This is a genomic window from Algoriphagus pacificus, from assembly GCF_017254845.1.
Lineage (GTDB): Bacteria > Bacteroidota > Bacteroidia > Cytophagales > Cyclobacteriaceae > Algoriphagus > Algoriphagus pacificus.
Genome location: NZ_JAFKCU010000003.1, coordinates 478,495 through 493,105 on the forward strand (window position 1 = coordinate 478,495; position 14,611 = coordinate 493,105).

12 protein-coding genes are annotated in these 14,611 nt (G+C 39.1%); 9 read left to right on the forward strand and 3 right to left on the reverse strand.

Features of this window, described 5'->3' with window-relative positions:
• Nucleotides 1-5: 5 nt before the first annotated feature.
• The 4 genes from J0A69_RS14565 to J0A69_RS14580 are packed head-to-tail and all read left to right on the forward strand — an operon-like array spanning nt 6 to nt 5,467.
• Entirely contained in the window at nt 6-1,595 is a 1,590-nt protein-coding gene (locus J0A69_RS14565) for a hypothetical protein (protein WP_206587339.1), read from the forward strand.
• The gene (locus J0A69_RS14570) at nt 1,588-3,054 is read left to right on the forward strand and encodes a glycosyltransferase family 2 protein (protein ID WP_206587340.1); all 1,467 of its coding nucleotides are present in this window, start codon (nt 1,588-1,590) and stop codon (nt 3,052-3,054) included. The genes J0A69_RS14565 and J0A69_RS14570 overlap by 8 nt, the downstream gene beginning before the upstream one ends.
• Nucleotides 3,051-4,277: a YaiO family outer membrane beta-barrel protein gene (locus J0A69_RS14575; protein ID WP_206587341.1), complete on the forward strand. Its 1,227-nt coding sequence runs from the start codon at nt 3,051-3,053 to the stop codon at nt 4,275-4,277. The genes J0A69_RS14570 and J0A69_RS14575 overlap by 4 nt, the downstream gene beginning before the upstream one ends.
• An 11-nt stretch (nt 4,278-4,288) precedes the next feature.
• Nucleotides 4,289-5,467, forward strand: a complete 1,179-nt coding sequence (locus J0A69_RS14580; protein WP_206587342.1) for a hypothetical protein — start codon at nt 4,289-4,291, stop codon at nt 5,465-5,467.
• Here the strand turns inward: J0A69_RS14580 and J0A69_RS14585 are convergent.
• Nucleotides 5,464-7,401, reverse strand: a complete 1,938-nt coding sequence (locus tag J0A69_RS14585; RefSeq protein WP_206587343.1) for an LTA synthase family protein — start codon at nt 7,399-7,401, stop codon at nt 5,464-5,466. The genes J0A69_RS14580 and J0A69_RS14585 overlap by 4 nt on opposite strands.
• Nucleotides 7,402-7,551: 150 nt before the next feature.
• Here J0A69_RS14585 and J0A69_RS14590 point away from each other — a divergent pair, with 150 nt between their 5' ends.
• The 5 genes from J0A69_RS14590 (at nt 7,552) to J0A69_RS14610 (ending at nt 11,077) form a co-directional block, all read left to right on the forward strand.
• Entirely contained in the window at nt 7,552-8,094 is a 543-nt protein-coding gene (locus tag J0A69_RS14590; RefSeq protein ID WP_206587344.1) for a class I SAM-dependent methyltransferase, read from the forward strand.
• A gap of 4 nt (nt 8,095-8,098) precedes the next feature.
• Nucleotides 8,099-8,356, forward strand: a complete 258-nt coding sequence (locus tag J0A69_RS14595) for a hypothetical protein (RefSeq protein WP_206587345.1) — start codon at nt 8,099-8,101, stop codon at nt 8,354-8,356.
• A 31-nt stretch (nt 8,357-8,387) separates the two neighbouring features.
• Nucleotides 8,388-8,969, forward strand: coding sequence for a peptide-methionine (S)-S-oxide reductase MsrA (gene msrA, locus J0A69_RS14600; protein WP_206587346.1), 582 nt, complete (start codon nt 8,388-8,390; stop codon nt 8,967-8,969).
• 23 nt (nt 8,970-8,992) lie between these two features.
• Nucleotides 8,993-10,660, forward strand: a complete 1,668-nt coding sequence (locus J0A69_RS14605) for a DUF6909 family protein (protein ID WP_206587347.1) — start codon at nt 8,993-8,995, stop codon at nt 10,658-10,660.
• A 72-nt stretch (nt 10,661-10,732) separates the two neighbouring features.
• Nucleotides 10,733-11,077 (forward strand): hypothetical protein, encoded by a 345-nt coding sequence (locus J0A69_RS14610; RefSeq protein WP_206587348.1) that lies wholly within the window; start codon nt 10,733-10,735, stop codon nt 11,075-11,077.
• A 63-nt stretch (nt 11,078-11,140) separates the two neighbouring features.
• Here the strand turns inward: J0A69_RS14610 and J0A69_RS14615 are convergent, their stop codons facing one another.
• Both J0A69_RS14615 and J0A69_RS14620 read right to left on the reverse strand, forming a co-directional pair.
• Nucleotides 11,141-12,598, reverse strand: a complete 1,458-nt coding sequence (locus tag J0A69_RS14615; protein ID WP_206587349.1) for an amidohydrolase — start codon at nt 12,596-12,598, stop codon at nt 11,141-11,143.
• 142 nt (nt 12,599-12,740) lie between these two features.
• Nucleotides 12,741-14,609 (reverse strand): gamma-glutamyltransferase family protein, encoded by a 1,869-nt coding sequence (locus J0A69_RS14620; protein WP_206587350.1) that lies wholly within the window; start codon nt 14,607-14,609, stop codon nt 12,741-12,743.
• Between the last annotated feature and the right edge of the window lie 2 nt (nt 14,610-14,611).

The following is a 14,611-nucleotide window of genomic DNA, read 5'->3' on the forward strand; positions in this document are numbered from 1 at the left end:
ATTGAATGGAGAAAACCTTTACCCGATTTTGTGTCCTCTTCCTAATTGTTTTTAGCTGCGCAAAAGTTGGTTTTGCCCAGGACACTCTGCCCTTTACTGATTCTACTAGTTTTTTTCAGTTTCTGGAAAAACAGCAGCAAATCCCATCCTTCAAATACAGATACAAGGCCGTTCCCAAAGCTGGTGAAAACACCCTTTTAGAAGATTCTGTATTGAGTTTTTCAGAAGGAGCGGGAGATACTTTGGTCTCCAAATCTTTCGATGATTACAGCTCTTGGTTCCAAGCTGGCAATGCCTATTTAAGTCAGGATTCGTTAGGATTTCAACCTGCTTTTTTGATTTACGATGTTCCCTCTGATCTAACTGCCGCACAAGCTTATGTGGCAAATCTTTGGAGGAATAAGGATATATTTTTGCCGGAAGAAACCCCTGAAGTGGGAGAGGATCTAGTAATTCTCGCCAATCTGGTGCCTTATGAATCGGGAAATAATGGACGATTTAGATTTTTTTCAGATTATAAATTAGTGATTGTAGTAAGCCTTATTGGGTTCTTCTTGGTGATGGCGATCGGAATGATTCTGTTTATGGTTTATATCAAATCGAGCCATTCCAGAAGAGAAGCACTTAAAGAAGAATATGAAAATCAAATAATTGGTCCTCTTTCTGAATTGTTGTTTGAAAAATCAGAAGAGGAGATTGATGCATTGAAACAAGCCGATATTTATGCCATTTTCCCTGAAAAAGACTTTAAGAAGGAGCTTTTTAAATTTGTTTTGATTGAAAAAATTATCTCGCTTAACAAGCAGATGAAAGGTGATTTCAAAGATAAATTGAAAAGGCTCTATAAGAAGTTCAAATTGGATGAGATTTCAATTGGTAAGCTTAAAAGCAAGCGATGGGATAAGGTGACCAATGGTTTGGTCCATATCAATGAAATGGATTTGGTGGAAGCGCTTCCTTTGGTTAGAGAGCTTACTGATTCCTCCAACTTTTACATTCGATCTCAATCTATCGCGACGCTTTTGAACCTTTCGGAAAAGGTAGATTTGACGACCATTAAAAAACAGCCGTACCCACTTTCCAGATGGCAGCAGATGAATTATCTGAGAATCATCAAATACTTACATATTCAAAAATCCCTGAAAATTGACACTTTATTCAGTGCCCAAAACCAATCAATCAGGCTATTTGGATACAAATTGGTAAGAATGCTTGGGAGGGTTGATTTGTTGGAACAGCTTTCTGAATTGGCGCCAGAGGTAGAGGATATTGAAAAAATTGAAATCCTGAAAACCTATCAAATCATTGGTGTACATACTGAGGCTGCTTTTGTCAATACTTGTCTAAGATCTGATAATATAGCCTTGGTAAAAGCTGCTGCAAGAGCGGCTGGAGCCATTGGAGATCAAGCTTCTGCACATATTCTGATAGAATTATTGGAAGAGAAGCCAAGTTTTGAATTGAAAATGATCTACATGGATACCTTGAATAAATTGGATCAGAGCATGTATGAAGCTTTTGTTTCGCAATCAGAGGACCAAGACTTGAGCCAAATCAACGATCACCTACAAGACCCCCTTTTACAAAATGTATAGCTTCTTATTTTATTTTGTACTTGAGTTGTTGGGGATTTTCTTTCTCATCATCAGTTTTTCGGTTATCGTCATTTACTTGACGACCATGTTTTTGAGCGCCTTGGAATTGAGAGATCATTTGAGGAGAAACCGATTTGCAGATTATCAGGATATTATTACTTCACCTATTGCTCCCGGAGTTTCCATTATAGCACCAGCCTATAATGAAGGACAAAACATTGTGCAGAATGCCAAAAGCCTTATGTCACTTCATTATGGAAAATTTGAAGTGGTGATTATTAATGATGGCTCGAAGGACGATACATTAGAAAAACTGATTGAGGCTTTTGAATTGGAGAAGACCAATTACGCCTATAATTATCAAATCGACTGTAAGCCAGTTAGAGGAGTCTATAAATCCAGAAATAGATCATACAGCAAATTACTGATCATAGATAAAGAAAATGGAGGAAAGGCTGATGCCCTAAATGCAGGTATCAATGTGTCTTCCATGGAAATTATCGCATGTATTGATGTGGATTGTATCCTTTCTCATGAATCAATCACAAGGATGGTTCGTCCATTTATGGAGGAAACTAATAGAAAGGTAATTGCCGTAGGTGGAGTAATCGGGATCGCCAATAACTGCGATGTACAAGACGGAACTGTAACAAAATATAGAATCCCAACCAGTCTCTTGGGAAGATTTCAAGTCATTGAATACTTCCGTGCCTTTTTGATGGGCAGGATGGCCTGGACTCGTGTCAATGGTTTGATGTTAATTTCCGGAGCTTTCGGTTTTTTCAATCGAGACCTGGTTTTGGCAGTTGGGGGATATTTCCCGAAAACTGTCGGGGAAGATATGGAGCTCGTCGTGAGAATGCGAAGATACATGGAGGAGCAAGGAATAGCCTATAAAGTTGGCTTTGTACCAGATCCATTGTGCTGGACAGAAGTACCTGAAGATGAAGCCGTTCTTAAGCGTCAGAGAAATAGATGGATTAGGGGAACTATCGAGACATTGCAGCTACATAAAGCCATGCGTTTTAATCCAAAATATGGCGTTTTAGGGATGCTTTCTTATCCTTATTGGAGTGCTTTTGAGAAGTTCGCACCAATCATTGAGTTGGTTGGGGCTTTGTATACTTTTACTTTAATAGTGATTGGGGATTTCAGTGCATTTTATTTTATCGCACTGTATTCTATGCTTTACCTTCTGACACTTTTGGTTTCATCATTTAGCATTCTATATGAGCAAGTCGCATATAATAATTACAAGGATAAAAAAGACTTGAGAAAGCTGATTCTTACTGTACTTATTGAGCCATTTATCATTCACCCCAAAGTGGTTATGTGGGGTCTCCAAGGACATATTGATTTTATCAAAGGTAAAGGTGGCTGGGGACAGATGATCCGAACTGGATTTAAAAAATCTGAAGACAGAAAACATGTTGAAACCAATTTGAATACCGAATCATGAAAAAAATCTTAGTTTTTGTTTTTATTGGTTTCGCATACTTGAGTTCTGTCAAGGCACAGGACTCCTTTGACCCAGATGAATTGCTGGTTCAGGCTAGGGAATTGATTTTTGATGACAAATACCAAGAAGGTAGAAAAATCGCTTTTCGTGCATTAGATAAATACCCCAACTACGCAGATATTTTAATTCTGGTAGGGCGAAGCTACGCATGGGAAGGAAAAAATGATTCAGCTTCAATCTATTTAGAAAGAGCTATTGTGGCCTCTCCGGATTATGAAGACGGTTATATTGCTTACCTAGATAACCTAATGTGGTCAGATCAATACGAGCAGGCAAATGAAGTTTTAGCCCGAGCCAAGACCAATTTTGGAACCCCATTACCTAATGCCATCCGATACAAGGAATCTAGATTGTATTATTATCAAGATGATTATGATCAGGCCTATGAGATAGCTGAGGAGCTATTTGATAAAGATTATAATGAAGAAGGATTGTTGGGCTATATCCAAAACCTTCAAAGATTGAAAAGAACCAATGCCATTGGTGTCACCTATGATTATGATAATTTTCAGGGAGATCTGGAACCATGGCATACTTATTCCCTTTACGGTAGAACCCAAACTAAAGTGACTGGATCACTGATCGCCAGAGTAACACAAGCTTATAGATTTGACACACAAGGCACTTTATTCGAATTGGATGCTTATCCTTCTTTAGGAGAGAATATGTATGCTTATGTGAATATTGGAGGATCTGGTGCTGGATTTTTCCCTAAACTCAGATTTGGTACCTCTTTATACTACAGTTTGGAAAAAGCTTGGGAAGTAGAGGCTGGCTATAGATACTTAGGCTTCGGAGAAGCAACACATATCTTCACTTCATCCTTAGGAAAATATGTTGGAAACTGGTGGTTGAATCTACGTGCCAACGTGATACCTGATAATGGAAAAGTAAGTACTTCTGCAAACTTTCAGGCTCGCTATTATTTCAAAACTGCTGAGGATTTCTTCAGTATTCAGTTGAGTTCTGGGGTATCTCCAGATGAGGAAAACCGGGATCAGACTCAGCTTTTAAATTCCTACAGAGCGAGAGTGGGCTACCAACAATTGGTTACTTCGAGATTTATGATTTATGGTTATACTGGATATAGCAGAGATGAACTTTCTGCAGATACTTTCCGAAATGACCTGAATTTCACTTTAGGAGTTGAGTACAGATTTTAAAACCCACCGATATGATCTCTGAAGAGTTAAAAATCTTACTTCGGCGCCTATTTCCTTTTCTTGCCTTTTTTATCCTGATTCCACTCTTGAGCTATGGGGTTTGGGTTATTTACCCCAATAAAAACCTCTCGATCGTAGCTATTGACAAAACAGTTTTAGGTCCAGGTTTGGTGGAGCATAGTTCATTTTTCTGGGTTTTGGATCATTTAAAAATCACCAAAAAGAACCAGGAGTTTTACAACAGAAAGACAGACTATTTCGGTTATTATCCAGCTGGTGAAAAACCGAAACCAGAGATCAAGGACTTGTCTAAGCTGACCAGCCAAATGATCAAGGATAAGGTCACCAATACTGATTTGATCTTTATTACAGACACTTATGGTGTTATGGCATCTGCCGATGAATTAGCAGAAATGCAATCCCTAAAGCCACGAGTAATTTATGGTGGATTGGATACTAAAGATTTGGAATTGATTCGTGAGGCTAAAGCTCAGGAGAAAACCATCATAGCTGAATTCAATACTATGGCTAGCCCAACCAGTAAGGCCAATCGCACTGAATTTGAAAATCTGATGGGTATCAAATGGACTGGATGGATCGGAAGGTACTTCGATGAAATGGATACTTTGATCAATAATGATATTCCAACATGGCTTAGGTATCAATACAAGCTTCAACACGAGGGAAACTGGATGAGTAATGGTCCGGGTTTGATTTTCATCCATGAAGATGGAAAAGTTGAAGGAATGACATTTGAAGAAGATTATTTGAATAAGATTCCTTTTATCCGAACACAGAAGAGAAATCCTATTGCTGAAAATTTGCCAGAATTGGTTCCTTACCCGGATTGGTTTGATGTGGTATTGATCGAGAGAGATTATCAGGTAATTTCCTATTATGATATCAATCCAACTGCTGAAGGTTTGGAGAAGTTAAGAAGTATGGGACTGCCAAGATTCTTTCCTGCTGCTGTCTCAAAACAAAACGGGAAGGGAAATATGTACTATTTCGCAGGTGATTTTTCTGATCTTAGGACAAATCTTGGATCGGCTAAATTCGCAGGGCTTCCCTTCCTTTGGAAAGGTTTACACCTCGTAACAGATCACACAGACAGAGAAAGTTTTTTCTGGAATTACTACTATCCATTGACTTCCAAAATACTCGAAACAGCTTATTTGGAAAAAAATTAATCCTGCTCTTCTGGAAGTAATTTGTGGGTTTGGATGATGTAATTATTCCTGTTTTTGAATTCCTCAAACTCGCCGATCATACGGGTTAGGTTATCAGGATCATTGATTGGATCGATATTTAGGTTTTCACCGACAAGGAACAACTGACCGTCAGACAGGAAGTATTCCCCGTGGATATAGTCTACCAATTGATTTTTATTTCGCATCAGAGGCATGGCAATTTTAGACTGAAATAGCCTGGTGGTATCAAACACCTGACCCTGCCAAGTCACTTCTTCTGGTAGGCTGATATCAACTTGCTTATTAAGAAATGAAAGGAGAGATGGTGTAATCTCGAAATGAGAAGTTACTCCCTTAAATCTGGCACTTCGATTCAATAAAGGAGAATAAATGATTAATGGAACGTGAAACCTATCCAATCTGGAAGACATTGGAACTTCCGGTAATCTATGATCTCCGGTTATTATGAAAATTGTGTTTTCAAATTCCGGTCTCTTACTGTAGGCATCCATAAATTCTTTCACGGCATCATCCGCATAAAGAATCGTCATGTAGATGTCTTCGTAGGACAGGTAATCGTTTACTTTACTTTCATCAAATCCTAGGGTGTTTCGAAGGTGATCTCGAAGCTTGGGCTCATAATATTCTGGATTTGGAACGATATAAGGATCGTGAGAAGTTTGCGTCTGAAATATCCTTATTTGAGGTAAGGTGTCGGAAGGAGGCAATTTATCCAGTCCATTTGAAAACATATTCTTATCAGGGTAACCCCATGAGAAGCCTGTTGAGGTAGGAGTTTTCTGGTATTGAGGGCCGTAATCCCTTTGATCCACAATTACGTCTACATTCTGATAATTAAGGAAATCTCCCTCATTATCGAAGTTTTTATCTGAACCGATAAAAAAGTCTATTTCGTAATTATTGTTTTTTAGGACACTCAAAAATGAGTCATGATGAGGGAAGTCCGGAGAAAATTCCAAGAATCCATTCTGTCCAAAAGGCAAACCTCCAAATACTCCAGGAAGTAATCCGAAAGTTCTACCAGTAGAGGAAACAGCATTATCCCAAACTAGGCTGTAGTTAGCCAAAGAATCCAGATAAGGCGTAAAACTGCCTAAATAAGCTCCTTGACCAGAATAAGCTCTTCCTAAACTTTCGATGAGAATAAAAACTACATCAGGTTTTCTTTCCAAGCTATCAAAATAAGGACTTAATACATCCGGATAATTGGCGGTATGCAGAAATGGATAATTATCGTCCGGGAATTCTTTTTGAACCGTAAGATCATTTCCAGAGGGTCTCAGATAAAAATCAAAGTAAAAATCATCCGAGTACATGAAATAGGTAAAAGATTGCTGAACAAGGAAATTAGTCTTGTTCGTTTCGATATTGAATTTATTTTCATCCATACCTGTGGAACCTGCAGGAGGGAAAATGACAAAAGTGATGATCAGAATTAGCCCAATTCCTGTCATCCATAAATAAGTTTTTAGATTCAGCTTTATAATCGTAGCCCCAAACCAAAGGATTGCAGCGATAAGTAAAATACCGATACTTCCAGCAACCAAGATGGAGGGAGTAAGGACTCCTGAACCTTGGACAGTAATCATCAAATCCTCATAACTATATGCAAAAAGGTCACTGCCGAGTGGAAGCAAGGTTTTGACAAAATACATGATCAAGGAAATCTGAAGAAAGATGGCTATCAAAAAGACCATCATTAAGGAGACTCTTGCAATCTTCACAGAGATCAAACTCATGAGTAGGTAGCCTATCATCAACAGGCCGAAAAAGTAAAGCAGCCAATTAATATCTTTCAAAAGTCCTGTAAAAAACACGTCGCCAAAAGAAAATTCAAGCACATGTTGATCAAAGACCATGTAGAGTTCCAGAACTCTTAAAAGAAACATTATACCACTAAAAATGAGGGCCATTCCCCAGAAATTTCCAAGGATCGTTTTTATCTTATCGGGTAGGGCAGACCTGATTTCGGCTTTTTGGGCCATAGGTAATGAGTAACTTTTTGATTTATGGCTGAAAAGATAGGGCAAAATCGGGTATCTTCAACCAGTCAAATTAAATATATGGGTAAATCAGATCTCTTATTTGAGCTTTATAGTAACCTTAGCACAACTGGGGCACTAACTTTTAGTTCTAAATCACTAGTCAATAAAATGCTGTCCTATTCAGACTTGTCAAAAGCAAAGCTGATTGTTGAATTGGGAGGGGGAGACGGAAGTATTACGCAGGGAATTGTAGATAAATTGAAGCCAGATGCAGAGTTATTGGTATTTGAAATCAGCAGTTCTTTTTGTGAAGCTATGGAAAAACAATTTCCGCAGGATAATGTGAGAATCATCAACGATTCTGCTGAAAACATCCATTTGTATCTTGAGAATAAGAAGGTTGATTATATTTTCTCATCCTTGCCATTTAGTTTCATTGCCCCAGAAATCAGGGATGAAATTTTAAACCAAAGTAGAGTTGCTTTGGAAAACGGAGGATATTTTATTCAGATTTGTTATTCCTTCCTTTTAAAGAACCTCTTTAAAAAGTACTTCAAAACAGTCAGTTCAAGTTTTACGCTGAAGAATTTACCACCGGCTTTTGTGATGGTATGTAAATAAACAAATGATGAATATCCTGGAAATAGCCCTAAAGGATATGTGCCGAAAAAGGAAAAATGAGTTCTTTTTTCCAGAGGATATTTTACGTCAGATGTACCCAGAAGACTGGGAAGAATTTTTAGAGGATTTGGAAGAATTACTGATTCAATTAAAAGAATCAGATAAGATTGAAATTTTGGCTTATCCCAGTGGAACTGTCTATGAAAAGCTCAATGAGTCCCCAATTAAAATAAGGTGCCAAAACAAACCTAAATCAACCTAAAACTGTTGAACAGGCAAACAATAGAACCAACATGACAAACGAAAATAAATTGCCGCAGACAACAGTCTCTATTCCAGAAGGATTGGATTTGATTACGCTTGGAGCAGGTTGTTTCTGGTGTACAGAAGCTGTATTTCAACGATTGGACGGAGTGAAAAAAGTCGTTTCCGGTTATTCCAATGGATTGGTTGAAAATCCTACTTACAAGGAAATTTGTACTGGAACAACAGGTCATGCAGAAGTTGTACAGGTCTATTTTGATTCAAAAAAAATTAGCCTTCATAAACTATTAGAAGTGTTTTTTGCCACTCATGATCCTACCACTTTAAATAAGCAAGGAGCTGACATCGGACCTCAATATAGATCAGGAATCTATTTTGTAAATGATAAACAGAGGCAAATTGCCACGGATCTGATCAATCAACTGAATGAATCAGGCGTATTTGGGAAGAAGATTGTGACAGAAGTAGCACCTTTGATCAGTTTTTACCCAGCAGAGAATTATCATCAGGATTATTACAATCTCAACGGGCATCAACCCTATTGTCAATTTGTAATCAAACCAAAAGTCAACAAGCTGGAAAAGTTCTTTAAGGAGGAGATGAAGTCTTAAATTATATTTTATTTATGCTAACAATGAAGCGAACCAGAGCACAGGAATCCAGAGCTGCTATTGAGCGCATGTACATTACAATGCGCCATTTATTTACAAGAGGTAGTTATAAACCAATGGGAATCTCCGGAGAAAGCTTGGTTAGTGCCTTAATGGTTTTGAGTCCTGAGATCTATGGTACAGTTACAGATCCAGAAAAGCTAGAGCTGGATGGTTTGCTTTATGTGATGGAGCGACTTCCCAGAGGAATTGAGGAATGTCGGTTCGTAAGATTAATCAGCAGAGAAGGATACGAAACTTCCCATTTGCAACCTTTAGTTCCTGCCAAAAGGAAAAGAAACTGCTACCGATTGGATGAGCAGGTAATGTATGTGGAAATGACACGTGGTAGGTCCGATATTTATGATATTCTGACCCATTTGACTTTTCTTTACATTGAATCACGTAAGATCCTTCGCAACAGCACTGACCCGAAAGGAAAGATTTCCCAAAACTGGATCATGCTGGAAGAATTGGTGAAAAAAGAAGCGTCGGGAGAGACCTTTGAAAAAGAAGCTGCAAGTGCTTACCTGAGCCATTTAATCGGCAGAACCTATGAGGAAACCATAGCAGCCGTTGATAAATTTGAGAAATCCGCCAATTCAAATAGCCTTTTCTCCATCGTCTATCACATGGGTCGTTTGGCTTTGGATGAAAGTGCAAAGAATCTAGACAGAGAGATTTCTTTTTCCGCTACCCTTCGGGAAAGAGTGGGTCACCATGTTTACGGAGAACTCTGGGCTAGAAGAATCAAATTGGTCTTGGATGAACATCAACTGATCAAGAGGCCTATTCATGTGATTTCTGCCAATCTGCATTCTGTGCTCAATACCATTTATGCACCTCAGTTATTAGGAGTAAAAGACTATGAGTCCTTGGAGAAAATCGTCATGGATATCAGTGTCAAAGCAAAAGGAAATAAAGGAAAGGCTATTTATGATTATGCCTTAAAGCATGGCTTTATTGACTTGCCTGATGAGTCAGGAACCAATATCGGAGCTCAGATCATCGATACTGCCTTGTTGGAAAAAGATGAGTTGATTCCGGGAATCAAGCTTCCAAAAGAAAAAGAGAAAAGACCTGTTTTTGTGGTAATGGATTATGCCTTTGGGGAACAAGCCTATGAATGTTTTGATGAGTTATTGAAGCCTTTTAAAGGAAGTAATAAAGATATTCCGCTAAATGTAGTTTCCACAAGCATCATGGGGAAAGCTGGGATTCTCTATGGAGGAAAAGGAGATCTGATGATTCCTAATTCGCATATTTTCGAAGGAACTGCAGACAATTACCCATTCAAAAACGAACTGAAAAAGTCAGACTTTGAAGGTTATGGATTGGGAGTTTACCAAGGATCCATGATTACGGTTTTGGGCACTTCCCTTCAAAACAGGGATATTCTAACTTATTTCATGGAGTCTAGCTGGAATGCAGTAGGCCTGGAAATGGAAGGAGCACATTATCAAAAAGCGATTCAATCAGCTTCAAAAATCAGAAGAAGTATCAGACCAAATGTAAAAGTTTTGTATGCCTATTACGCTTCAGATAATCCTTTGGAAACTGGAAGTACCTTGGCCTCTGGAGCATTGGGAATGGAAGGAGTAAGACCAACTTACTTAATCACTTATAAGATTCTGGAAAAGCTATTTAAATAATTTTGAAGCCGGTTGTTAACAGCCGGCTTTTTTTTGCGTCTTTTTATTAGATTCAATTCTACTGTTATTCCAATGGCAAAACTCAGATTTCTTATCCTACTAGGTTTTTTATTGACTTTTAGTCAAAGTTGTATCAATGGTCTTAATCCCAATTACATAGAATTCTATTGGGAGCAGACTGGTTGCGCAGATCCCTGGGCTGGGGAATCAATAAATTCGGAAGCAAAAATCAGTGAGGCTTTGGTTGCTTACCTTAAAGATGAAGGGATCAGAGGAGCTAAAGTGAAAGATTTTAAATCTGATGGTGTTGAAGCAGTTTGCTTGGCATGTACTTGTACTACGGGAGTTAAAATCTATGTTGAAGTACCTAAAACCTCTAAAAATAAAATGCTGGAGCTAGGTTTTAAAGAAGCCTAAAAGTTCAGCCATTAAATTTAAAAAGCCTTCCAATTTATTTTTTGGAAGGCTTTTTTGTTTCTGTTACTGTAAGTTGGAATTGATCGGAGGTGGTCCTGGAGGAACCATTCCCTGATATACATAATCCCCTTTATTCGCTTTGAAATCAGCTTTAACTGCTTCTACCAATTCTGGATTTTGAAATAAATCTACCATGGTCATAGACAAAGCTTTGGCAGCATAAGCCATTCCCTTGTGACCGATAGACATCCCGCCAGCAGCAACTACAGCCCAAGAATGCCAAGGCGTCCCGTTTGGAGCTGTTGTAGCTGAAAGTCTGATTGTTGGTACTACATAACTCACGTCACCCACGTCTGTACTTCCACCCATGCTATGTTCAGCAGTTTCTTCCATCGGTTCAATCACTGAAACCAATCCAATTTGTGGTTTATCAGTTGCCTCCTGAATCTTTTTTGCAAACTCCTGCTCTTCGGCTGAATAGGAAATAGGACCAAGTGTTTCCAGATTCTTTTGAAGCGCAGCTGATCCAGTTCTGTTGACCAGAACTTCATGGATACCTGAAATCAAATTCACTTTGTAATCAACATTAGCCAAAATAGCCGCCCCCTGAGCCATTTTCTCTACTTGCTCATAAACAGGCATCAAGCCTTCTCTGCTGCTATCTCTTACTCTGACCCAAATCCTACTATAATCAGGAACCACATTGACTACCTGGCCAGCATCTTGGATATGATAATGAATTCGTACTGTTGGTTTGATATGCTCTCTGTAATAATTGATTCCTGTGGTGTACAATTCCAAGGCATCAGAGGCACTTCTACCATTCCAAGGGTCTGCAGCAGCATGAGCAGCCTGACCAAAAAATTCTACTTGAAAGTCAACCAGTGCTAATCCTTTTTGTACAGCAGCTTTGGTTTCTGCTGCAGGATGCCAATCCATCACTACATCCACGTCTTCAAAAAGACCTGCTCTAATCATCCAGAGTTTGCCGAAAAACTTTTCTTCTGCTGGAGTTCCATAGAATCTAACTGTGCCTTTGATTTTTCCTTCTTCAATCAAATCCTTTATCGCTGCTGCAGCACCCAGAGATGCCACACCAAACAAGTTATGACCACATCCATGTCCTGGAGCATCTTCATGCAGAGGACTCTTGTAAGGGACTTTATTCTGGGATAAACCAGGAAGCGCATCAAATTCCCCCAAAATGCCAATAACCGGTGAACCGGACCCATATTCTGCTACAAAGGCAGTAGGAATCTCTGCAACTCCTCGTGTCACCTTAAAACCAAGACTTTCTGCATAATCAGATAAAGCCGCAGCAGATTGTGTTTCCTTAAAAGCGATTTCCTCAAATGACCAGATTTTATCACTCAAGTCTGTCAAATTGGAATAACGCTCATCTACTGATTGGATAACTTCTTCTTTTAAAGGATTGGGCTTTGCTTTCTTCTGAGCAAGCAGAGGAAAACTGGCGCTCATTCCCAAAGCTAAAAGCAGGAGGGAAGTATAGATTTTTCTCATAGGGTTGATGGTTTTTATTTGATTTTAAAGTAAGTAAAAAGATTTGATCTGAATATAGAATACGCCAAGTCTTAAAGGTTTAAATTTAAAATAGCAGCCTTGTGAGCTGCTCTTTTATTAATATTAAATAAGAGGTGACCAATTACCAAGCGATGCCATAATCATCACCATAATCACTTGATCCTCCCCAGAAACTTCCATGCTTCCAATCAAACCAAATAGCATTCAAAGGGCCTGAAGTCTTATTCCATAATTCGATTGAATATCCTCTAGAGGCAAGTTCTTTTGTGATCCAAATGGGAGTATCATCTCTCAAAACAATTGCTCCAGGTCTGATTTCATGATCTCCGAAAGAACTTTGCATCTGATAAGAGTTGAAATTTGCTGCTTCAGTTGCAGCTTGAATGTCCATTCCAAATTCAACTACATTCAAGAAAAGCTGTAATAGATTTTGATCTTGGGAATCTCCCCCTTGAACAGCAAAGGCTAAGAATGGCTTTCCATCTTTCATTGCCAAACTTGGAGTTAGCGTGACTCTTGGTCTTTTTCCTGGTTCGGGAAGGTTAAATGGACTGATCTTTTCATCCAAAACAAAACTTTGCATTCGCTGGGAAAGTCCAACCCCCGTATTTCCAGCAACCACAGCAGGAATCCAACCGCCACTCGGGGTAACGGAAACAACCCATCCTTCATCATCTGCAGTTTCTACTGATGTTGTACCGCTTAGAAAATCCGAAAGAAACTTCTCATCCAAGTTCCTATTAATTTGTTCAGTGCTAAGTTCGGCTAAAGCCATTTGGTTTTTTTTCAGAAGATCCAAATGGGGATTAGTCTCGCCTTGAAAAGGATAGGGGTCACCTGCCATAATTTTGGGATCATTATTTTCTCCGATCTGTTTTGCACGCTCTTTTGCATAATCTTTTGAGAGTAAACCTTTCATAGGAGATTTAACAAAAGCTGGGTCTCCGTAATAGAAATCACGGTCAGCAAATGCCAAACTCATTGCCTGATAAACTGTATTGATGTAGTTCGCGGAATTATAGCCCATGGACTTCAGGTCAAAATTCTCAAGGATATTCAAAGATTGGAGGAGGGCAGGTCCCTGAGTCCATTCCTGAAGTTTGTAAACATCAATTCCTTTATAGTTTACATGTAGCGGCTCTTCGATTTTGACTTTCCAATTTGCCAAATCCGCTTCGGTGAATAAGCCTCCTTGTTCACGAGTACCTCTTACTATTTCCTTTGCGATATCCCCCTTATAGAATCTGTCATAGGCTGCATAAATCGCCTCTTTTCTGGATTTTCCTGCGGACAAAGCTTCTTTCTCTGCTTCTACCAACTTAGAAAGCGTTTTATAAAGGTCTTCCTGTACAAATATTTCTCCCGGAGATGGTGCTTCTCGATCTTCACCTAGATGAGGTAAAAATATTTTTTTAGAATAAGGCCATTGCTTGATTCTGGCTTTTTGTGCCTCCATTGCATTGGCTGTTTGGGCTTCGATTGGATAGCCTTTGGCAAGTTCCATCGATGGTTTCAATACCTGCTCCAAACTCATGGTTCCATATTCCGCTAACATGGTCATGATTCCTCCGGGCGTTCCTGGAGTTGTCGCTGCCAAAGGTCCGAATTGAGGAGGGTAATCCATTCCCTGAGATTTGTAGAATTCTACAGTTGCACCTGTTGGAGCATAGCCCAAAGCATTGATTGCAATGACTTTTTTGGTATTTGGATTATAAATTAAGGCTTGGGTTTCTCCTCCCCAAGAGAGCACATCCCACATGGTAGAAGTAGCTGCGATCATAGCACAAGCAGCATCAACGGCGTTTCCTCCTTGTTGAAAAATCGCTGCGCCAGCTGTTGCACCCAAGGGTTTTCCAGTTATTGCTACCCAGTTTTTGCCATGCAAAATGGGTTTGTTATTGGGTGTGGTACCTGCACCAAGGCCGGGAAGCCCTTGTGCAAATCCATTTAGAGAAATGAGGGTAAAAACGAATAAGTAAAACTTTTTCATAA

Excerpts from the sequence above, each read along its gene's own strand:
- msrA (WP_206587346.1), top strand. The coding sequence starts at position 8,388 with ATGACAAACGAAAATAAATTGCCGCAGACAACAGTCTCTATTCCAGAA.
- J0A69_RS14585 (WP_206587343.1), bottom strand. The coding sequence starts at position 7,401 with ATGGCCCTCATTTTTAGTGGTATAATGTTTCTTTTAAGAGTTCTGGAA.
- J0A69_RS14580 (WP_206587342.1), top strand. The coding sequence starts at position 4,289 with ATGATCTCTGAAGAGTTAAAAATCTTACTTCGGCGCCTATTTCCTTTT.
- J0A69_RS14620 (WP_206587350.1), bottom strand. The coding sequence starts at position 14,609 with ATGAAAAAGTTTTACTTATTCGTTTTTACCCTCATTTCTCTAAATGGA.
- J0A69_RS14575 (WP_206587341.1), top strand. The coding sequence starts at position 3,051 with ATGAAAAAAATCTTAGTTTTTGTTTTTATTGGTTTCGCATACTTGAGT.
- J0A69_RS14615 (WP_206587349.1), bottom strand. The coding sequence starts at position 12,598 with ATGAGAAAAATCTATACTTCCCTCCTGCTTTTAGCTTTGGGAATGAGC.
- J0A69_RS14605 (WP_206587347.1), top strand. The coding sequence starts at position 8,993 with ATGAAGCGAACCAGAGCACAGGAATCCAGAGCTGCTATTGAGCGCATG.
- J0A69_RS14565 (WP_206587339.1), top strand. The coding sequence starts at position 6 with ATGGAGAAAACCTTTACCCGATTTTGTGTCCTCTTCCTAATTGTTTTT.
- J0A69_RS14610 (WP_206587348.1), top strand. The coding sequence starts at position 10,733 with ATGGCAAAACTCAGATTTCTTATCCTACTAGGTTTTTTATTGACTTTT.
- J0A69_RS14590 (WP_206587344.1), top strand. The coding sequence starts at position 7,552 with ATGGGTAAATCAGATCTCTTATTTGAGCTTTATAGTAACCTTAGCACA.
- J0A69_RS14570 (WP_206587340.1), top strand. The coding sequence starts at position 1,588 with ATGTATAGCTTCTTATTTTATTTTGTACTTGAGTTGTTGGGGATTTTC.
- J0A69_RS14595 (WP_206587345.1), top strand. The coding sequence starts at position 8,099 with ATGATGAATATCCTGGAAATAGCCCTAAAGGATATGTGCCGAAAAAGG.